Source organism: Arthrobacter sp. AG367 (assembly GCF_007828995.1).
Classification (GTDB): Bacteria; Actinomycetota; Actinomycetes; order Actinomycetales; family Micrococcaceae; genus Arthrobacter.
This window is the reverse complement of record NZ_VIVE01000005.1, coordinates 144,792-163,455: the sequence shown is the minus strand read 5'-3', so window position 1 is coordinate 163,455 and position 18,664 is coordinate 144,792. Positions and strand designations below refer to the sequence as shown.

The following is an 18,664-nucleotide window of genomic DNA, read 5'->3' as shown; positions in this document are numbered from 1 at the left end:
TGCCCGGTAAACTTGATGATTGTGACTTCCCAAAACACCCCCTCGCCCAAGAACGCCCCGGAGCCCGTTGATGCCAGCGAGCAGATGCGGATCCGCATGGAAAAGCGCGCCAAACTTCTTGAGCGCGGCACGGAGGCGTACCCCGTGGGGGTGGAGCGGACGCATTCGCTCGCCGAGATCCGGGAAAAGTACGCCCACCTCGAGGCCGACGACACCACCGGCGACACCGTGGGCGTCACCGGCCGCGTTGTCTTTATCCGCAACACCGGCAAGCTCTGCTTCGCCACCCTGCAGGAAGGCGGCACCGACGGCAAAGCCACCCGCCTGCAGGCCATGCTGAGCCTGGCCAACGTGGGTGAGGAGGCGCTCGCCGACTGGAAGGCCCTGGTTGACCTCGGCGACCACGTGTTCATCAAGGGCGAGGTCATCTCCTCCCGCCGCGGCGAGCTGTCGATCATGGCGGACTCCTGGTCCATGGCCTCCAAGGCCCTGCGCCCGCTTCCGGTCCTGCACGCGGACCTGAACGAGGAAACCCGCGTCCGCCAGCGCTACGTCGACCTGATGGTCCGCGACGAAGCCCGCGAAATGGTCTACACCCGTGCCGCCATCACCCGCTCCATCCGCGAAACGCTGTTCCGGCACCGCTACGTGGAAGTGGAAACCCCCATCCTGAACCTGGTCCACGGCGGCGCCCTCGCCCGGCCGTTCGAAACCCACATGAACGCCTTCGACCAGAAGATGACGCTGCGCATCGCCACCGAGCTGTACCTCAAGCGCGCCGTTGTTGGCGGCATCGACCGCGTGTATGACATGGGCCGCGTGTTCCGCAACGAGGGCGTGGACTCCACCCACAGCCCCGAATTCACCACCCTTGAGTGCTACGAGGCCTGGGCGGACCAGTTCGTGATGGCAGAGCGGATCAAGGAGATCATCCTCGACGCCGCCGACGCCGTGGGTGCCGGACGCGTCCTTCAGACCGAGGCGGGGGAGATCAACCTCGACGGCGAGTGGGCCTGGCTGGCCGTCTACCCCGGACTTTCCGACGCCGTGGGGCAGGAGATCACGCCGGAGACGCCCGTTGAGGTGCTTCGGGAGATCGCGGAAAAGCACGACGTCAAGGCGGACCCCAAGTGGGACGCCGAAAAGCTGGCGGTGGAACTCTTCGGCGAAATCGTGGAGCCCACCCTGCTGAACCCCACCTTCGTCTACGACTACCCGCCCTCCGCCCAGCCGCTGGCCCGCCCGCACCGCGAGGACGGCCGCCTGATCGAGGCCTGGGACCTGATCATCGGCGGCATGGAGCGCGGCACCGCCTTCTCCGAGCTGATCGACCCCGTCATCCAGCGCGAACGGCTCACCGAGCAGTCCCTGCACGCAGCCGCCGGTGACGTGGAGGCAATGCAGCTGGACGAGGACTTCCTGCGCGCCCTGGAATACGGCGCCCCTCCCATGGGCGGCATCGGCCTGGGCATCGACCGGCTGGTCATGCTCTTCACGGGCGCCGGCATCCGCGAAACCATCCTGTTCCCCCTGCTCAAGCCCGAAGGGCACTGATCATGGAATACGTAGCGGTTATCCTGCCCTCCCTGGTGGTGGGCCTGCTGTTCTGGTTCGCCATGAAGGCAATCTTCAACGCGGACAAGGCCGAGCGCCAGGCGGAGGCCCGTGCGCAGGCCGAGGCGGATTCCCTGCCGGTGCAGCCTACGGACCGCCCGGGCCCCGAATCCAAATAGATAAACCCCCTTCTTTCCGGTTTTATCCCCAAGGAACCAATAGGCGCTTTGACGCGTTGCCAAGATAAGAGTCATAATTTTTTTGGGAAACATCCTGCTTTTCTGAAAACCCAAGAGGAAGACCTTTAATGGCACAGAAAGTAAACATCATCCTCGTTGATGATCTGGATGGGGGATCCGCAGACGAGAATGTTAAGTTCGGCCTCGATGGGGTCAACTATGAGATTGACCTGTCGGCAGCCAATGCCGCTGAACTTCGGTCTTCACTGGAGAGGTTCATCAACGCTGCACGCAAGGCTTCCGGAGGCCGCACCGCCCAGCGGGCGAAGGCTCCGGCCGGTGGCCGCAGCCACGATTCGGCGCAAATCCGGCAATGGGCCCGGGATAACGGCTACACCGTTAACAGCCGCGGCCGAATTCAGGCTGAAATCCAGGAAGCCTACCAAAAGGCAAATTCCTAGGTACGCGCGTGGCCTGACTAAAAAGCCCTGCTTCCCACCTTCGGGGGGCAGGGCTTTTTGGCTGGGTGCAGGTATTTAGCGGCGCGGGCGTAATTACTCCCGCGCCGCAGCCGGGGATTCACCGCTGTGCGATTCACGGCGCAGCAGGCTGCCGGCAGCAAACTGCTCGGCGACATAGAACACGAAAGGCGGAATATCGCCTGTTTTCGCCAGTGCCACTCCACACCCGGCACTGGCGAGGGCCAGCGCTGCCGCCTCCTTTTTCCGGTGCGGCAAGGTTGCCAGGGTGCCGGACAGGGACCCGAGCGCGAGCACATGCAGCCACGCATAGGCGTGGAACGGCCACGCCGGGAAGCGGCGCGCCGCGAAACGCTCCAGGTCCGACGCACGCATTGCAAGTTCGGACACAAATAACGGCGCCCCGGCGGCAAGTGCGACGGCGGCTGTGCCGGCGAGTGCCCTGCTCCTTCCGGGCGGGAGGGCCAGGGCCAGCCGGGCAAACGCCGCGGGCATGGCAGCCGTCCCCGCCGCCGCCACATGCTGTCCCGCAACCCACCAGCGCTGCCCCTTCCGGAGCATGTCCAGCCGCCGCGCAGCGTCGGGCTCCAGGTAGACCCCCGGCACCGGGCTGATGCCGGCCAGCCAAACCGCGCCGGCCGCGAGGACAACCCCCGCCGGGCGCCTGACGCGTTCCAGGTCCACCTGCGACATGTTCCCGCCCTCCCCGCTGATTCACGCTGCCCATGTTGCTCCCGCTGGAGCGGCCAGGGCCGCCGTTAGGGCCAAGAATGGCCCATCACCCGGTGCGGGACAAGGGCTTCTTGGAGGGCTCCTTTGCCCGCTGCTGCCCGGCGGCCGAAGTCCGTGGAAGGGGGCGCGGCAATATTCCCGGAAGACCCATGTTTCCCCTGTGGCGAACACGCTCCACAACTTCGGACCGGCCACGTAGCATCAAAGTACGTCGTAGCTAGGAGTGTGGCGAAATGTTTGAGCGATTTACGGACCGTGCCCGTCGCGTAGTTGTGCTTGCCCAAGAAGAGGCACGCATGCTGAACCACAATTACATCGGTACCGAACACATCCTCTTGGGTCTGATCCATGAGGGTGAGGGCGTTGCCGCCAAAGCTCTTGAGTCCTTGAGCATTTCGCTCGACGGCGTGCGCGAGCAGGTGCAGGAGATCATCGGGCAGGGCCAGCAGGCCCCCTCCGGCCACATCCCCTTCACCCCCCGCGCCAAGAAGGTGCTGGAGCTCTCGCTGCGCGAAGCCCTGCAGCTGGGCCACAACTACATCGGCACGGAGCACATCCTGCTTGGCCTGATCCGCGAGGGTGAAGGCGTCGCCGCCCAGGTGCTGGTCAAGCTCGGCGCCGACCTCAACCGGGTCCGCCAGCAGGTCATCCAGCTCCTCTCCGGCTACCAGGGCAAGGAAACCACCGGCGCAGGCGTCGGCGGCGGACAGCCCGAAGGCGCACCCGCCGGTTCCGTGGTCCTGGACCAGTTCGGCCGCAACCTGACCCAGGCTGCGCGCGAGAACAAGCTGGACCCCGTCATCGGCCGCGAGCAGGAAATGGAACGCGTCATGCAGGTCCTTTCCCGCCGCACCAAGAACAACCCGGTCCTCATCGGTGAGCCCGGCGTCGGCAAGACGGCCGTCGTCGAAGGCCTGGCCCAGGCGATTGTCCGCGGCGACGTTCCGGAGACCATCCGGGACAAGCAGCTGTACACCCTGGACCTCGGTTCCCTGGTGGCAGGTTCCCGTTACCGCGGTGACTTTGAAGAGCGCCTCAAGAAGGTCCTCAAGGAGATCCGCACGCGCGGCGACATCATCCTGTTCATCGATGAGATCCACACGCTGGTGGGTGCCGGTGCCGCCGAAGGCGCCATCGACGCAGCCTCGATCCTGAAGCCCATGCTGGCCCGCGGCGAGCTGCAGACCATCGGCGCCACCACTCTGGATGAGTACCGCAAGCACATCGAGAAGGATGCCGCCCTGGAGCGCCGCTTCCAGCCGATCCAGGTCAAGGAACCCTCCGTGGCGCACGCCATTGAGATCCTCAAGGGCCTGCGCGACCGCTACGAGGCGCACCACCGGGTCACCATCACCGACGGCGCCCTGGCCTCCGCTGCAAGCCTTGCCGAGCGCTACATCTCGGACCGCTTCCTGCCGGACAAGGCGATCGACCTGATCGACGAAGCCGGCGCCCGGCTGCGCATCCGCCGCATGACCGCTCCGCCGGAGCTCAAGGCCATGGACGAGCGCATCGCCAAGCTGAAGATGGAGAAGGAATCCGCCATCGACGCGCAGGACTTCGAAGGCGCCGCTTCGCTCCGCGACAAGGAACAGAAGATGATTTCCGAGCGCGCGGAGAAGGAACGCCACTGGAAGTCCGGCGGCATGGACGACATCTCCGAGGTGGATGAGGATCTCATCGCCGAGGTGCTGGCCAACTCCACCGGCATCCCCGTCTTCAAGCTAACCGAGGAAGAGTCCTCGCGGCTGCTCAAGATGGAAGACGAACTGCACAAGCGCGTGGTGGGCCAGGACGAGGCCATCAAGGCACTGTCCCAGGCCATCCGCCGTACCCGTGCAGGGCTCAAGGACCCCAAGCGCCCCGGTGGCTCGTTCATCTTCGCCGGCCCCACCGGCGTCGGCAAGACCGAGCTCGCAAAGGCACTCGCGGAGTTCCTGTTCGGTGAAGAGGACGCCCTCATCACCCTGGACATGTCCGAGTACTCCGAGAAGCACACCGTCTCGCGGCTCTTCGGTGCCCCTCCGGGCTACGTCGGCTACGAAGAGGGTGGCCAGCTGACCGAGAAGGTCCGCCGCCGTCCGTTCTCCGTGGTGCTGTTCGACGAAGTGGAAAAGGCCCACGCGGACCTCTTCAACTCGCTGCTGCAGATCCTGGAAGACGGCCGCCTCACCGACTCCCAGGGCCGCGTGGTGGACTTCAAGAACACCGTGATCATCATGACCACCAACCTGGGTACCCGGGACATCTCCAAGAGCGTTGCCACCGGCTTCCAGTCCGGCACCGACACGCAGACCGGCTACAACCGCATGCGTGCCCGTGTGACGGAGGAGCTCAAGCAGCACTTCCGTCCCGAGTTCCTGAACCGTGTTGACGACGTCGTGGTGTTCCCGCAGCTGACCCAGGACGAGATCATCGAGATCGTGGACCTGTTCGTCACCCGCCTGGAGAAGCGCCTCAAGGACAAGGACATGGGCATCGAGCTCACCAAGGCCGCAAAGGTGCTCCTCGCAACCCGCGGCTACGATCCCGCCATGGGTGCCCGGCCGCTGCGCCGCACCATCCAGCGCGAGATCGAGGACCAGCTCTCCGAGAAGATCCTCTTCGGCGAGATCCACCCCGGCGACATCGTCGTGGTGGATGTCGAAGGCGAAGGCGACGACGCGAAGTTCACCTTCGCCGGCAACGCTAAGCCGCGCATCCCGGAGATCGCCCCGAGCGTCTAGTCTCCACAGCCAAAGCCCCGCCACTCCGCAAGGAGCGGCGGGGCTTTTGCTTTGCCCTCTCCACCCCGTCACTGGTTGCCTCCGCTCCGGCACCGGCGCCATTTGCCGCTTGCTGCTCCTTCGTCGCTTTGACGCAAGCTACACAAATGACCCCGGTGCCCTCGCTCGGTGCCTCCAGGGGGTTTGCGATGCTGCGCACGAGGTGCCGGGCATCGGGGATTTATGTAGGCGCCGTCAAAGCGACGAAGGAGCAGGCGCCGGGAAATCTCTGATGGCCGGTGCCGGACCCAGCCGCGGAGAAGCACCCACGCGTAGCCGGGTGCCGTGTGTCGACTGTGATGGCGGACACAAAACGTGTTGAATCGGGGGCATGGCTAACTTGGAACCGGCGATCCCGGATGAGCAACCACTGACCCCTTTCCACGACCTCGACCACTACCTGTCCATCCCGCGGGTAAGCGGCCTGGCCCTGAGCCCGGACGGCTCGCGGCTGGTCACCACCGTCAGCACCCTGAACGGCAAAGGCACCGAGTTCGCCACTGCACTGTGGGAGCTGGACCCGGCCGGGCAGAAGCATGCGCGGCGAATTACGCGCAGTGCCAAGGGCGAAGCCGGTGCCGCTTTCTCGGCCAACGGCGACGTCTACTTCACGTCCGCGCGTCCCGACCCGGACAGCCCCGACGAGGAGCCGGTGAACGCCCTGTGGGTGCTTCCGGCGGACGGCGGGGAAGCCAGGGTGGCCCTCAGCCGGCCCGGCGGCATCAGCAAAGTGCTGACGGCCAGGGGCGCGGACGCGGCGTTCGTCACCGCCGAGGTCCTGGCAGGGTCAACGGACGAGGAAGACGACGCCGACCGGCGCAAGTCGCGCAAGGACCGGAAAGTCTCTGGCATCCTGCACAGCGAATATCCGGTCCGCTACTGGGACGCGGACCTGGGGCCGGGCCAGCCGCGGATCTTTGCGGTGGAAGCGGGGGAGGACAAGGCGCCCGGCAAACCGGCAACGGTTGACGCCACCGCCCCGCTGGTCCTGCGTAACCTGACGCCGGACGCCGGGCCCCGGCTGCGGGAAGCGGAGACCGTGGTCAGCCCTGACGGCAAGACCATCTACAGCAGTTACACCAAACCACTGGCCAAGGCGGACAGCAGGTCCGTCCTGGTGGCGGTGGATGTGGCATCCGGCGGGCTCAAGGTGCTGCTGGACCAGGAGGGAATGAGCTACTTCCCGGGTCCGGTCAGCCCCGACGGCCGGACCCTGGTGGTGGTCAGCGAAAGCGACTCCACCCCGCAGCAGGCCCCCGACATCAAGATGCACCTCCTGGACGTCTCCGGCGGGGCCGCCGGGAACGCCGCGGGCCTGCAGCCTCTGGCCCACGACTGGGACCGTTGGCCCAAGCCTGCAGCGTGGCTCCCCGATGGCTCTGCCCTCCTGGTCACAGCGGACGACGACGGCGCGTCGCCGGTTTTCCGGGTCAGCATTCCGTCGGCTGCCGCTGAGGTTGGCGTCACCCGGGTGACGCAGGACGCCGCGGCATATTCCGACGTCGTCATTTCTCCAGAGGGGCGGAGCGCGTATGCCCTGCGCAGCTCCTACGAATTTCCGGCCGAAGCCGTCCGGATCGACCTGGCCACAGGGGAAACAACCCGCCTCCCGGCTCCTGCGGAACGTCCCAGCCTCCCGGGGCGGCTGGAACGCATCGCGGCCACCGCGGCCGATGGGTCCCGGGTGCCTGCCTACCTGGCCCTGCCGGAGGGCGCCTCCGCAAGTGAGCCGGCGCCGCTGCTCCTGTGGATCCACGGCGGTCCGCTGGGATCCTGGAACGCCTGGACGTGGCGCTGGAACCCGTGGCTTCTGGCTGCCCGGGGATATGCGGTGCTGCTGCCGGATCCCGCGTTGTCCACGGGATACGGGCAGTCGTACATCCAGCGGGGCTGGGGCTCATGGGGGAAGGCGCCCTTCACCGACCTGATGGCCGTGACCGATGCGGCGGTGGAAAGGCCCGACGTCGATGAGTCCCGGACCGCGGCGATGGGCGGCTCCTTTGGCGGGTACATGGCCAACTGGGTTGCAGGCAACACGGACCGGTTCAAGGCAGTTGTCACCCATGCCAGTCTGTGGGCCCTGGACCAGTTCGGGCCCACCACGGACGCCTCCCAGTACTGGCTGAAGGAAATGACCGAGGAGATGGCACTCGAGAACTCGCCGCACCTGCATGCGGAGAACATCGGCACGCCCATGCTGGTGATCCATGGGGACAAGGACTACAGGGTGCCCATCGGCGAGGGCCTGCGGCTTTGGTACGAGCTGCTGTCCAAGTCCCGGCTCGCGGCGGACCAGGACGGGCAGACCCCGCACCGGTTCCTGTACTTCCCGGACGAAAACCACTGGGTCCTCCAGCCGCAGCACGCCAAGGTCTGGTACCAGGTGGTGGAGTGGTTCCTGGCACGGAACGTCCTGGGCAAGGACATCGAACTGCCGGCAGAACTCGGCCTCTAAGCTGTTGGATACTCCGGCTCGGAGGCTGGGGCATTTGCCGCTTGCTGCTCGTTCCTCCCCGCTGGCCCCCTGCCTCGCAAGCTCGGCCGGGGACCCTCACCAGCGTGGGCCCAGCTTTGACGCAAGCTACGCAAATGTCCCAGCCTCCTTCGCCTCGTAGGATAGCTCTGTGACCGACTCCTTCCACATCCGCCCAGCACGCACCAGCGACGTCCCTGCCATCAAGAAGCTGGTGGCGCCCCTGGCAGAGGAGCGCATCCTGATGGCAAAGGAGACGGTGGCGTACTACGAGAGCCTCCAGGAGTTCCGCATTGCCGAGTCCAGCGACGGCGAAATGATCGGCTGTGGCGCCCTGCACGTGATGTGGGAGGACCTTGCGGAAATCCGCACCCTCGCGGCTTCGGGCGAATGGCGCGGCAAAGGGGTGGGGCACGTCCTGGTGGAAAGCCTGCTGGAGGAGGCCCGTGCCCTTGGTGTCTCCCGGGTCTTCTGCCTCACCTTCGAAGTGGACTTCTTCAAGCGCCACGGCTTCGAAGTGATGGCGGACCAGTCGGCGGTGGACCCGGAAGTGTACTCCGAGCTGCTGCGCTCCCATGACGAAGGCGTGGCGGAGTTCCTGGACCTGGCCCGGGTCAAGCCCAACACCCTGGGCAACACCCGGATGATCCGCACCCTCTAACGCTGTTCCGCACCCTTCAAAGCCAACCGCGGGAGCACGGGGGACTGCCGTATTGGCTTTACTCGAATTGATGGATAAACTACTGCAGGCCGGTATGTGGGGGGCCTCAGGAAAGGGACAGTCATTGGGGGCTGTCCCTTTGCTGCGTCCCGGGCCGGCGGTTCCGGGAAGCGGGCGGCAAACCCGGGCAGGAAGAACCTACCGCCACCTGCGATGACGGTAGTAGGGTCGGAAAACACACCCTTCAGGAGCACAGCCAGGAGCAACGCCGTGAAGAAACTCATCAACGATCCAAAATCCGTTGTCCAGGAAGCTGTCCAGGGCTTCGGCATGGCTTACGCCGGGATGGTGACGGTCAGCGAAGACCCCATCTACATCACGCGCAAGGACGCGCCGGTGGCCGGCAAGGTGGGGCTGGTTTCCGGCGGCGGAAGCGGCCACGAGCCGCTGCATGCCGGCTACGTGGGGAAGGGAATGCTCGACGCCGCGGTGCCGGGGGCGGTGTTCACCTCACCCACGCCGGACCAGATCCTTCCCGCCACCCTGGCAGTCGACTCAGGTGCCGGCGTCGTGCACATCGTCAAGAACTACACCGGCGACGTCCTGAATTTTGAGACGGCGGCCGAACTGGCCGAGGCGGAGGGCGTGAGCGTCCGCACCGTCCTGGTCAATGACGACGTCGCCGTGGAGGACTCCCTGTACACGGCCGGCCGCCGCGGGGTGGGCGGCACAGTGCTGGTGGAGAAGATCGCAGGAGCCGCCGCCGAGCGCGGGGACGACCTGGACGCCGTCGCTGCCATCGGCGAACGGGTCAACGCCAATGTCAGGACCATGGGCGTGGCCCTGTCCGCCTGCACCGTGCCCCACGCGGGCACGCCCAGTTTCGACCTCGCAGAGGATGAGATCGAGATCGGCATTGGCATCCACGGCGAGCCGGGCAGGCACCGCATCCCCATGGAAAACGCGGACAGCATCACCAACCGCCTGCTGGAGCCGGTCCTGGCTGATTTGAAGATCAGTTCGGGGGACAGGGTGCTGCTGTTCGTCAACGGCATGGGCGGCACACCGCTGAGCGAGCTGTACATCGTGTACCGGCGGGCCGTGCAGGTGCTCGCCGAAGCAGGTGCCACGGTGGAACGGTCGCTGGTGGGCAACTACATCACGGCCCTGGAGATGCAGGGCTGCTCCGTTTCGGTCCTCCGGCTGGACGACGAGCTCACGGAACTGTGGGATGCACCCGTGCACACCGCCGCCCTCCGCTGGGGCGTGTGACCGTGGTCCTGGACGCCAATTGGGCCGTGAAATGGCTGACCCTGTGCGCGCAGGCCATGGCTGAACACCGCGTTGAACTGATCGAACTGGACCGTGCAATCGGGGACTCGGACCACGGCGAGAACATGGACCGCGGCTTCCAGGCCGTCCTGGCCAAGCTGGGCGAATCCACGCCGGAGACGCCCGGGGCGGCGTTGAAGATGACGGCCATGACCCTGATGTCCAAGGTGGGCGGAGCCGCCGGTCCCCTCTACGGCACCGCGTTCCTTCGCGCCGCCACCGCCTTCGGCGACGCGCCCGAGATTGATCCGGCAGGGCTGGCCTCTGCCCTGGAGGCTGCCCGGGACGGGATCGTGGCGCGCGGGAAGGCGGAGAGCGGCGACAAGACCATGGTGGATGCGTGGACGCCGGCAGTTGATGCGGCCCGGGCCGCGGCTGACGGCGACGGCACGGACGTCCTTGGCGTCCTGGTGGCAGCCGCGGAAGCCGCCGAGGCCGGGGCAGTGGCCACCGATCCCCTCATCGCAAGGAAAGGCCGGGCCAGCTACCTTGGCGAACGCAGCGCCGGCCACCGGGACCCCGGCGCTGTGTCCAGTGCGCTGATCCTGCGTGCGGCCGTTGGGGCGGCTGCGTGACCGTAAGCATCGTGGTGGTGTCCCACAGCGAAAAGATCGCCGACGGCGCCGTGGAGCTTGCCGCCCAGATGGCTCCCGACGTGGTGATCCTGCCCGCCGGCGGCACCGACGACGGCAGGATCGGCACCAGCCTGGAGAAAGTGCTCGCAGCCCTTGAACAGGCCGGCGATAAACAGCGCAATGCACAAGAGGCCGGCGCGGAACAGCCCGGAGTGCAGCCCGGCGGGAACGGCACGGTGATCCTGACGGACCTTGGATCAGCGGTGATGACGGCCGAAGCGGCGCTGGAGTTCCTGGAGGATGCCGCCGGCGTCCTGCTCGCCGACGCGCCGCTGGTGGAAGGGCTGGTGGCCGCTGCGGTTGCCGCCCAGGGCGGAGCAGATGTGCAGGCGGTCCGGGCGGCGGCTGAAGCGGCAGGCGGTCCGGCCCGCCGGCCCGAACCCGCACGGGCCGGGGGAGCGGGGCAGGGACCTGTCAGCAGCGCCGCACCGGATTCCACCGGCGACTTTGAACTTGTGAACCAGGCCGGGATGCACGCCCGGCCGGCCGCGAAAGTGGCAGGGGGCCTGGCCTCGCTGGATGCCGAGGTCACCATCAACGGGGTGGATGGCGCGTCCATGACGGGGTTGATGACCCTCGGCGCCGGCAAGGGCACCGTGCTGCACGTGGAAGCGTGGGGGACGGATGCGGAACGGGCAGTGGAGTACGTCGGCGGCCTGGTGCAGGCTGGCTTCGGCGAGCCCTAAGCCCGATGGCGGGTTCCTGCGAATAAGCTCGATGGCATGGAACGGCCGCTTGCAGAGAACCCCCAGGAAATCGAAGTGCTGGACGGCCAAATCTCCGTGGAGGAACTGCTCGCCGAACTCGGCTTCGATTGGAGCGCCCAGCCCGTGGGTGGCGGTCCGGCGGCCGGAACCGCCGAAGGCGAAACCTTCACCCAGCCCGTGCTGTTCTAGTCCGGTGCCGCCCGGTCCAGTTACCGGGATGCAGGCTGCTGGTGCAGTCCGGCGTCGTCCAGGACGACGGACGCAGACAGGACCTTGCCGCATTGTTCACCGAAGGGGTAGGCCACCTGCGGCCTGAATTCCAGGGTGCGTACCGGCAGTGCGGTTCCCTCCGGCGCTGCACCGGACACGGTCACCGTCATGGGCGATTCCGTCAGGGTATCCAGCATCAGCACAGCGGTCTTGGTGCCATCGGGCGAGGCAGTGGCCGAACAGGCGCCCTCGCGGCTGCACCCCGCGTCCACGGAAGTGCTGCCCGGGCGGAGTTCGACGTCGGCCTCCTTGCAGGTGCCGTCCTGGCAGGCGCGGACGTGCAGCGCCGCCACCTTCGGCGAGTAGCCGGCGCTGACGGTGATGGAAACGGCGGTGGCCTGCGCGATCGCGGGGCAGGCGCTGCCGGCAGGCCCGCAGGCGGAGATAAGGGCGGAGATGAGCGCGGTCGTCAATGCCAGGAGCAGTCCGGGCTTGTGCATGCTTTCAGGCTACGTCGGGCGGGCCCGCGCAGGGCCGGATCGGCGTCAATTGGAGGCAGCATTGTTATGCCTCCACGGCCTAACCCAGCGGGAAGATGCCGATGAACCAGAACAGCGCGATGGCAAAGACCGAGAAAAACACGATCAGGCAGCCCATGGCGGTGCGCGGCTCCGCGGAAACCTGCAGGGATTCGTTGGGGTTCTGCGGGTTGTAGGCCACCTCGATGAGGGCTCCCGGCACAGGCTGCTCCACCCCGGAGATCTCCGACTTGCCCATGAAGAGGGTGCCCTGCGGATCGGTGAACTGGTAGGTGGGGTAGTGGCGGAGGTTCCGGTTGGCGCCGCCCACGCCGCTGGTCCAGCCGGTGGTGCTGCCGGTGACGGTCGCCTGTACCTTGGGCCAGGCCGCCATCTGCTGTTCCTGGCGCCTGGTCCTGCGGGCCGCACGGACCAGCGAAAATATCGCGGCGGCAACGAACAATGCCCACACGATGTACAGAATGGTTTTCATGGCTCCCCCGGTTCCGGTCACCAAGAAGTATGCCATCCCGGCCTGGCCCTTGAGGGTCCAGCAGGTCAGGCGGGGAGCCGGTAGCCGCCGTCGTGGATCTCGGCGAGGCCGTCCGCCAGCAGTCCCGCCAGCGCCCGCTCCAGCTGCTCGGGGGCGGAGTTGAGCCGGTGCAGCGCGGCGAGGGGCACGCCGATGCCCTCGGCGGTGAACCCAAGGTCGGCGGGCTCGCGCTGGAACATGTCGGCCGGCACGGGAGTTTCCGCCAGCCGCAGCACGGCCAGCACCGCACCGCGGACCTGGCGGTCAGTGCCGTGCCACGCCTGGCCTTTGGGAACGTACGACGGCGGGGGCTCACCCGCGGCGAGCCACGCACAGGAGTCTTTCACCGGGCAGGCAGCGCACTTGGGTGCCCGGGCCGTGCACACCAGCGCCCCCAGTTCCATGACCGCAGCGTTCCAGCGCACGGAGGTTTCGTCGTCGTCCGGCAACAGGGCGGCGGCCAACCGCATCTCCGCAGCGGTCAGTGCAGGCGCGGGGAGCGCGACGCCGGACACCAGGCGGGCGTGCACCCGCCGGATGTTGGTGTCCACCACAGTCTCGCGGCGGCCATATGCGAAGGCGGCCACCGCGGCGGCCGTGTAGCTGCCCACTCCGGGCAAGGCCAGCAGTTCCGTGTAGGTGCCGGGGACATGGCCGCCGTGGTCCTCGACGATTGCTGTGGCTGCGGCGTGCAGGCGAAGGGCACGCCGGGGGTAGCCCAGCCGGCCCCATGAACGGACCGCTTCACCTGCCGGTTCGCCGGCCAGGCCGGCCGGCGTGGGCCACCGCTTGAGCCACTCGTGCCAGACCGGGAGGACCCGGACCACGGGGGTCTGCTGCAGCATGATCTCGCTGACCAGCACACCCCACGGCGAGCAGCCAGGTTCGCGCCAGGGCAGGTCCCGGGCGATTCCGGCGAACCAGGAGTTGATCCGGTGATGGAGCAACTCCAGGTCTGCAGGGCCGGTGGGAACGACCGCGGCGCGGGCGGCGGTGGAGGTTTCAGTGTCGATGCCAACACTGTAGTGGATAGGTTCGGGCGGGCTGAAAACCGGGGTGTGACCAGTGCGATGGGCCTGCGGCGGCGTGGTGGCAGTGCAGATCCGGCGGCGTTCCCTAGCCTAGGAGGATGGGCAGGCAAGGCGATTCACCAGCACGCGGCACGGCATCCGGTTCCAGCAGCGTCCGGAAGCCCAGCGCCGCCGTGTACCGCCGCCGCCGCCTGGTTGTTGGCGGCGCGCTCCTGCTGGTGATTGCGCTCGTGATCAGTGGTTTCGCCCTGGCCGGTGCCTTCAAGGGCGGCTCGCAGCAGGCGTCCTCCACGCAGCCGTCTTCCGCCGATCCGGCCACCTCCCAGGCTTCCCCGTCTGCTGCCGCCAGTCCCTCTGCGTCCGCGTCGGCAACCCCGTCCGCCACGCCGTCGCCCACTGCCTCCGCTGCCCCCTCGTGCAACCAGAACCTGGTGACTGTTTCGGCGTCCACTGACAAGCCCGCCTATGGGCCGGGGGAAAACCCGATGCTCACCCTGAAGGTGACCAACGGCGGCACCGTCCCCTGTGAGGTCAACATCGGTACCTCGCAAATGGAATTCCTGGTGACCAGCGGTTCCGACCGGATCTTCTCGTCCAAGGACTGCCAGGCATCCAGCGAGGACCTGGTGAAGGTGATCGCGCCCGGCGCCAGCGAAACCGCGAACTTTCCATGGAACCGGACCCGCAGTGCCGATGGCTGCAAGGCCGTGGCGGCGGCACCCGGCGGCGGTGGCGCTTACTACATCTTCACCGCCAAGCTTGGCTCGCGGGCCAGTCCAAAGGCCGTCTTCCAGCTGAACTGACGCATCCCGCCGGCATGGTGGGAGCGGGCCGTGGGGTTGGGGCTTGGGGTTACAGGAAGCGGTCCAGGAGGCTTGCTTCGGCCATCCGGCTGAGCCCCTCACGCACGGTGCGGGCGCGCTGGTCGCCGATGCCGTCAACGGTCATGAGGTCGTCAATGGTGGCCGCCATGAGGAACTGCAGGCCACCGAAATGGTCCACCAGCCGGTCCGCTACCGCCTTGGGAACCGCCTTCAGGCCGGACAGGAGCCGGTATCCGCGGGGCTGGACGACGGCATCGAGGTTTGCCTCGCCGCCCGCGAACCCCACGATCGCGGAGATCTTGCCGAGATCGATCAGCTCGGTCGGGCCCAGGCTGACCAGTTCGTTGACGGCCTTTTCGATGTCCTCCGCGGAGGCGTTGGGGCTGGCGTAGTCGCGGATGATCACGTCGCTGCCCGGTCCACGGCCCACGGTGAGCTCGTCGAGCTGGAGCGAGAGGAGCCGGCCGTCTTCGCCAAGTTCCAGGACGTACTGCGAGATTTCCTCCGAGATGCGGCGCACCATCTCCTGCCGCTGCAGGGTCACGGCCACATCGCGCACCGTCACCATTGCCTCGATTTCCAGGGCCGAGAGCGAACTGGTGACCTGGTCCAGGCGGGCAACATAGCGCTCCAGGGTGGCCAGGGCCTGGTTGGCGCGGGCAAGGACGTTTTCCGAGCCCTCCAGGACGTGCCGCAACCCGTTGACGTACAGGGCGATGATCTGCATGGACTGGCTCACGGATATGACCGGGACCCCGGTCTGCTTGGCCACCCGTTCCGCCGTGCGGTGGCGGGTGCCCGATTCCTGCGTTTCGATGCTTGAGTCCGGGACCAGCTGGACCGCGGCACGCAGGATGTTGCCGGCATCCTTGTCGCAGATGATGGCGCCGTCCATCTTGGCCAGTTCGCGCAGCCGGGTGGGCGAGAATTCGATGCCGATATCGAATCCGCCGGAGCAGATGGAATCGATGGTGCGGTCGGAGCCGAGGACGATCAGTGCGCCGGTGCGTCCGCGGAGGATCCGTTCCAGGCCGTCGCGGAGGGGCGTTCCGGGTGCAACCCTGCCCAGAGTGGCCCTCAGCGATTCTTCGGGGCTCCGCGCCATAGGTTTTTCCCTTCAAAGGTGCGGACCGCCACCCGCAGGAATGCCGGCGTCCGCAGTTTGCCGGCAGGATCAAAAAGTGCACTGATTCCCGCAAGCTCAATGATAGGGGTAAGAAACCCAACTTCCGCACGGGCAAGCCCCAAAGTGCCCCATCAGGGGGTGCCCGGAACGGCGGCAAAAACGCTGGTTGGGGGCATTGCGGGGCAGCCACTTTCGCCGCTTTGGACCCCCGCCATTTTCAACCCTGCCCCGGCTTTGACCCTGCCCGGCCTTAGCTCTGCCTTTCAGCGGGTTGCTCAGGCGGAGGCTCCCAGGGGTGTGACTGTTCTGGTGCTGCTGTCCCAGAGCCGCGCTCCCGTGCAGCGGCCCTCGAGGCGCAGGTCCAGCAGGTCCACCGCCGCTCCGAGTTGATGGCCGGGAATACGCCGGGAAACGGTGACGTGCGGTGTCCAGGCCCCCGGACACGTCAGCGGCAGCGCCCCTGACAGGCCCTGGTGCAGGATTCCGTGCAGGTCCAGCAGGGGAGCAGTCGGCAGCACGGCGCGGGCAAGGACATATTTTCCTGCGCCGGCGGGAAAGACGACCGCTCCGGAGAAGGTGACATCCACGGGCAGCACCTCCCAGGGACCTTCCCGGGCGGCAACCAGGTCCGTGCCTGCCGCAAGGGTGATGTGCGGGCTGTTGCTGGGGGAGGTATGCCCTGCCAGGCTGGGGAGGCCGGCGGCCGCGAGTCGCGCCCAGTCAGCCCTGACCAGGGATTCGGTGGGGCCGTCAAAGACCAACTCGATGCTGCGCATGAACCCATCATGCCGTTGCCGGGTATCCGTTGCCGGGCACCCCCATGCCTGCCAGGTTTTGCCGCCGCGGGGACGTCAGCGCTTCCGGTCCCTGAGCATCCGCTCCAAATCCCGGCTGACTTTCGACAGTGAAGCGGCACGGAGTGCTTTGTGTTCAGCCGCTGTTTGCACTCCCCGTTTCCGGGACGGGCCGGTAGGAAGGGCCGAACCCGGCGGCTGGGCCGCGGCGGTGCCAAGGACCGCACCCGCGTTGGCGCCCAGGTTGGTGGCCAGGGGGTCGAAAAAAAGGTTGCCGGTGAAAGTGGCGCCATGCATCATGCGCCCAAAGCTAACTGCCCCGCATTTCGCCGCCTTGAACGTCCGGTTTCGCCCGCGTTAAGCGGAACCCGTCCGGTTTGCAGCCCTGCGATAAACTGTACTTTGGCCGTTTGCCAATCACCTTCCCCGCCCTCGAGTCGCAGCGCAGTACCCGAAAGACACCTGGGCAGCCACAACCGCAGCGAAAGTAGCACCGTGTCCCAAGATGTCCTGACCCCCGCCCGGATCTCCGGTATCCACAAAGAGGCTGGCCGCCGCAGGACCTTCGCTGTCATCTCCCACCCTGACGCGGGCAAGTCAACGCTCACCGAAGCGCTGGCGCTGCACGCAAAGGTGATCGGCACCGCGGGCGCTTCCAGTGGCAAGGCCAACCGCAAGGAAACAGTCTCGGACTGGATGCAGATGGAAAAGGACCGCGGCATCTCCATCAGCTCCGCGGCCCTGCAGTTCTCCTACCGGGACACCGTCATCAACCTTCTGGACACCCCCGGCCACGCCGACTTCTCCGAGGACACCTACCGCGTGCTCGCCGCCGTCGACTGCGCCGTGATGCTGGTGGACGCCGCCAAGGGCCTGGAAACCCAGACCATGAAACTCTTCGAGGTCTGCAAGCAGCGCAACCTGCCCATCATCACGGTCATCAACAAGTGGGACCGCCCGGGCCTGGACGCCCTGGCATTGATGGACGAGATCACCGAGCGCACCGGGCTGCAGCCCATGCCGCTGACCTGGGCCGTGGGCATCTCCGGTGACTTCCGCGGCGTCTGGGACCTCCGCAACGACCGCTTCGCCCGGTTCCAGCGCAACAACGCCGGAGCGCAGATCGCCATCACCGAGTACTTCACTCCCGAGGAAGCGGCGGAAGACCAGGGCAGCAACTGGTCAGACGCGGTGGACGAGGCCGGACTGGTGATTGAGTCCAACCTGGAGTTCGACGTCGACGCCTTCCACGCCGGCAGGGCAACTCCCATCCTGTTCAGTTCCGCTGCGCTGAACTTCGGCGTCAAGGAACTGCTGGACGCGCTGGTGGACTTCGCGCCGCCGGCAGCGCCCCGCCCCGACGTGGACGGAAACCCCCGTCCCGTGGAATCCCCGTTCTCCGGGTTCGTCTTCAAGGTCCAGGCCGGCATGAACAAGGCGCACCGCGACCACGTGGCCTTCATCCGCGTCTGCTCGGGCGTCTTCGAGCGCGGCATGGTGGTCACCCAGACCCGCACCGGCAAGTCCTTCGCCACCAAGTACGCACAGCAGGTGTTCGGCCGCGAACGCGAAGTCATTGACGAGGCCTACCCCGGTGACGTGGTGGGCCTGGTCAACGCGTCCTCGCTGCGCGTGGGCGACAGCCTGTTCCTTGAGAACCCGGTGGAATACCCGGCCATCCCGCTGTTTGCCCCTGAGCACTTCCAGGTGGCCCGGTCCAAGGACCCCAGCAAGTTCAAGCAGTTCCGCCGCGGCATTGAGCAGCTGGAACACGAGGGCGTCATCCAGGTGCTCCGCTCCGACGTCCGCGGTGACCAGGCGCCGGTGCTTGCCGCCGTCGGGCCCATGCAGTTCGAAGTGGTGGAGGACCGCATGGCGCACGACTTCAGCGCACCCATGCGCCTGGAACGCCTGCCCTACTCCCTGGCCAGGATTTCGACTGCGGATGCCATGCCCGCGCTGGCAAACGTCCCGGGCGCGGAGGTGCTGCTGCGGTCCGACGGCGAATACCTCGCCCTGTTCAACGACGTCTGGGCGCTCCGGCGGATCGAGAAGAACCACCCCGACCTGACGCTCGTGCCCATCGGCACCCATAACCCCGCAAAGTAGCCA

General features: G+C 66.9%; 19 protein-coding genes. 12 read left to right on the top strand and 7 right to left on the bottom strand.

Annotated elements, in window-relative coordinates; genetic code table 11:
* Window positions 1-15 precede the first annotated feature (15 nt).
* The 3 genes from lysS (at window position 16) to FB478_RS14670 (ending at window position 2,194) form a co-directional block, all read left to right on the top strand.
* Window positions 16-1,554, top strand: a complete 1,539-nt coding sequence (gene lysS, locus FB478_RS14675; RefSeq protein ID WP_056388386.1) for a lysine--tRNA ligase — start codon at window positions 16-18, stop codon at window positions 1,552-1,554.
* A 2-nt stretch (window positions 1,555-1,556) separates the two neighbouring features.
* Window positions 1,557-1,733 (top strand): hypothetical protein, encoded by a 177-nt coding sequence (locus FB478_RS21160; protein WP_018770963.1) that lies wholly within the window; start codon window positions 1,557-1,559, stop codon window positions 1,731-1,733.
* Window positions 1,734-1,861: 128 nt separating this feature from the next.
* The gene (locus FB478_RS14670) at window positions 1,862-2,194 is read left to right on the top strand and encodes an Lsr2 family protein (RefSeq protein WP_018770962.1); all 333 of its coding nucleotides are present in this window, start codon (window positions 1,862-1,864) and stop codon (window positions 2,192-2,194) included.
* Window positions 2,195-2,287: 93 nt separating this feature from the next.
* Here FB478_RS14670 and FB478_RS14665 read toward each other — a convergent pair whose 3' ends face one another.
* A complete protein-coding gene (locus tag FB478_RS14665) occupies window positions 2,288-2,905 on the bottom strand; it encodes a hypothetical protein (protein WP_144600979.1) in 618 nt (205 codons plus the stop codon).
* Between the two features lie 272 nt (window positions 2,906-3,177).
* Between FB478_RS14665 and FB478_RS14660 the strand changes: the two genes are divergently transcribed.
* The 7 genes from FB478_RS14660 (at window position 3,178) to FB478_RS21155 (ending at window position 11,706) form a co-directional block, all read left to right on the top strand.
* Window positions 3,178-5,670, top strand: coding sequence for an ATP-dependent Clp protease ATP-binding subunit (locus FB478_RS14660; RefSeq protein ID WP_026266017.1), 2,493 nt, complete (start codon window positions 3,178-3,180; stop codon window positions 5,668-5,670).
* 370 nt (window positions 5,671-6,040) lie between these two features.
* On the top strand, window positions 6,041-8,164 hold the full coding sequence (locus FB478_RS14655) for a prolyl oligopeptidase family serine peptidase (protein ID WP_144600978.1): 2,124 nt from the start codon (window positions 6,041-6,043) through the stop codon (window positions 8,162-8,164).
* A gap of 169 nt (window positions 8,165-8,333) precedes the next feature.
* Window positions 8,334-8,843: an amino-acid N-acetyltransferase gene (locus FB478_RS14650; protein WP_018770958.1), complete on the top strand. Its 510-nt coding sequence runs from the start codon at window positions 8,334-8,336 to the stop codon at window positions 8,841-8,843.
* Between the two features lie 270 nt (window positions 8,844-9,113).
* A complete protein-coding gene (gene dhaK / locus FB478_RS14645) occupies window positions 9,114-10,115 on the top strand; it encodes a dihydroxyacetone kinase subunit DhaK (protein ID WP_144600977.1) in 1,002 nt (333 codons plus the stop codon).
* A 2-nt stretch (window positions 10,116-10,117) separates the two neighbouring features.
* Window positions 10,118-10,750, top strand: a complete 633-nt coding sequence (gene dhaL, locus FB478_RS14640) for a dihydroxyacetone kinase subunit DhaL (protein WP_026266016.1) — start codon at window positions 10,118-10,120, stop codon at window positions 10,748-10,750.
* The gene (locus tag FB478_RS14635) at window positions 10,747-11,496 is read left to right on the top strand and encodes an HPr family phosphocarrier protein (protein WP_018770955.1); all 750 of its coding nucleotides are present in this window, start codon (window positions 10,747-10,749) and stop codon (window positions 11,494-11,496) included. The genes dhaL and FB478_RS14635 overlap by 4 nt, the downstream gene beginning before the upstream one ends.
* 36 nt (window positions 11,497-11,532) lie before the next feature.
* Window positions 11,533-11,706, top strand: coding sequence for a hypothetical protein (locus FB478_RS21155; RefSeq protein WP_018770954.1), 174 nt, complete (start codon window positions 11,533-11,535; stop codon window positions 11,704-11,706).
* A 20-nt stretch (window positions 11,707-11,726) separates the two neighbouring features.
* Here the strand turns inward: FB478_RS21155 and FB478_RS14630 are convergent, their stop codons facing one another.
* From FB478_RS14630 to FB478_RS14620, 3 genes are all read right to left on the bottom strand, one after another.
* On the bottom strand, window positions 11,727-12,227 hold the full coding sequence (locus tag FB478_RS14630) for a hypothetical protein (protein ID WP_018770953.1): 501 nt from the start codon (window positions 12,225-12,227) through the stop codon (window positions 11,727-11,729).
* Between the two features lie 79 nt (window positions 12,228-12,306).
* Window positions 12,307-12,738, bottom strand: a complete 432-nt coding sequence (locus FB478_RS14625) for a DUF3592 domain-containing protein (RefSeq protein WP_144600976.1) — start codon at window positions 12,736-12,738, stop codon at window positions 12,307-12,309.
* Between the two features lie 65 nt (window positions 12,739-12,803).
* Window positions 12,804-13,730: an A/G-specific adenine glycosylase gene (locus FB478_RS14620; protein WP_043425267.1), complete on the bottom strand. Its 927-nt coding sequence runs from the start codon at window positions 13,728-13,730 to the stop codon at window positions 12,804-12,806.
* Window positions 13,731-13,906: 176 nt separating this feature from the next.
* On the opposite strand from FB478_RS14620, the gene FB478_RS14615 reads away from it, so the two are divergent.
* Entirely contained in the window at window positions 13,907-14,611 is a 705-nt protein-coding gene (locus FB478_RS14615; RefSeq protein WP_056388599.1) for a hypothetical protein, read from the top strand.
* 49 nt (window positions 14,612-14,660) lie between these two features.
* On the opposite strand, the gene disA is transcribed toward FB478_RS14615, so the two are convergent.
* The 3 genes from disA to FB478_RS14600 form a co-directional block, all read right to left on the bottom strand.
* A complete protein-coding gene (disA, locus tag FB478_RS14610) occupies window positions 14,661-15,737 on the bottom strand; it encodes a DNA integrity scanning diadenylate cyclase DisA (protein ID WP_018770949.1) in 1,077 nt (358 codons plus the stop codon).
* A gap of 296 nt (window positions 15,738-16,033) precedes the next feature.
* On the bottom strand, window positions 16,034-16,534 hold the full coding sequence (locus FB478_RS14605; RefSeq protein ID WP_144600975.1) for a 2'-5' RNA ligase family protein: 501 nt from the start codon (window positions 16,532-16,534) through the stop codon (window positions 16,034-16,036).
* A 75-nt stretch (window positions 16,535-16,609) separates the two neighbouring features.
* Window positions 16,610-16,852 carry a hypothetical protein gene (locus FB478_RS14600; RefSeq protein ID WP_056388374.1) on the bottom strand — a complete coding sequence of 81 codons (243 nt, stop codon included), beginning with the start codon at window positions 16,850-16,852 and terminating at the stop codon, window positions 16,610-16,612.
* A gap of 195 nt (window positions 16,853-17,047) precedes the next feature.
* Here FB478_RS14600 and FB478_RS14595 point away from each other — a divergent pair, with 195 nt between their 5' ends.
* The gene (locus FB478_RS14595; protein ID WP_144600974.1) at window positions 17,048-18,661 is read left to right on the top strand and encodes a peptide chain release factor 3; all 1,614 of its coding nucleotides are present in this window, start codon (window positions 17,048-17,050) and stop codon (window positions 18,659-18,661) included.
* The last annotated feature ends 3 nt before the right edge of the window (window positions 18,662-18,664 follow it).

What these genes read in the sequence shown, in the direction of transcription:
- FB478_RS14660 (WP_026266017.1), top strand. Translation starts at nt 3,178, where the DNA reads ATGTTTGAGCGATTTACGGACCGTGCCCGTCGCGTAGTTGTGCTTGCC.
- disA (WP_018770949.1), bottom strand. Translation starts at nt 15,737, where the DNA reads ATGGCGCGGAGCCCCGAAGAATCGCTGAGGGCCACTCTGGGCAGGGTT.
- FB478_RS14600 (WP_056388374.1), bottom strand. Translation starts at nt 16,852, where the DNA reads ATGATGCATGGCGCCACTTTCACCGGCAACCTTTTTTTCGACCCCCTG.
- FB478_RS14630 (WP_018770953.1), bottom strand. Translation starts at nt 12,227, where the DNA reads ATGCACAAGCCCGGACTGCTCCTGGCATTGACGACCGCGCTCATCTCC.
- FB478_RS14605 (WP_144600975.1), bottom strand. Translation starts at nt 16,534, where the DNA reads ATGCGCAGCATCGAGTTGGTCTTTGACGGCCCCACCGAATCCCTGGTC.
- FB478_RS14615 (WP_056388599.1), top strand. Translation starts at nt 13,907, where the DNA reads ATGGGCAGGCAAGGCGATTCACCAGCACGCGGCACGGCATCCGGTTCC.
- FB478_RS21155 (WP_018770954.1), top strand. Translation starts at nt 11,533, where the DNA reads ATGGAACGGCCGCTTGCAGAGAACCCCCAGGAAATCGAAGTGCTGGAC.
- FB478_RS14655 (WP_144600978.1), top strand. Translation starts at nt 6,041, where the DNA reads ATGGCTAACTTGGAACCGGCGATCCCGGATGAGCAACCACTGACCCCT.
- FB478_RS14625 (WP_144600976.1), bottom strand. Translation starts at nt 12,738, where the DNA reads ATGAAAACCATTCTGTACATCGTGTGGGCATTGTTCGTTGCCGCCGCG.
- lysS (WP_056388386.1), top strand. Translation starts at nt 16, where the DNA reads ATGATTGTGACTTCCCAAAACACCCCCTCGCCCAAGAACGCCCCGGAG.
- FB478_RS14665 (WP_144600979.1), bottom strand. Translation starts at nt 2,905, where the DNA reads ATGTCGCAGGTGGACCTGGAACGCGTCAGGCGCCCGGCGGGGGTTGTC.
- FB478_RS14670 (WP_018770962.1), top strand. Translation starts at nt 1,862, where the DNA reads ATGGCACAGAAAGTAAACATCATCCTCGTTGATGATCTGGATGGGGGA.
- FB478_RS21160 (WP_018770963.1), top strand. Translation starts at nt 1,557, where the DNA reads ATGGAATACGTAGCGGTTATCCTGCCCTCCCTGGTGGTGGGCCTGCTG.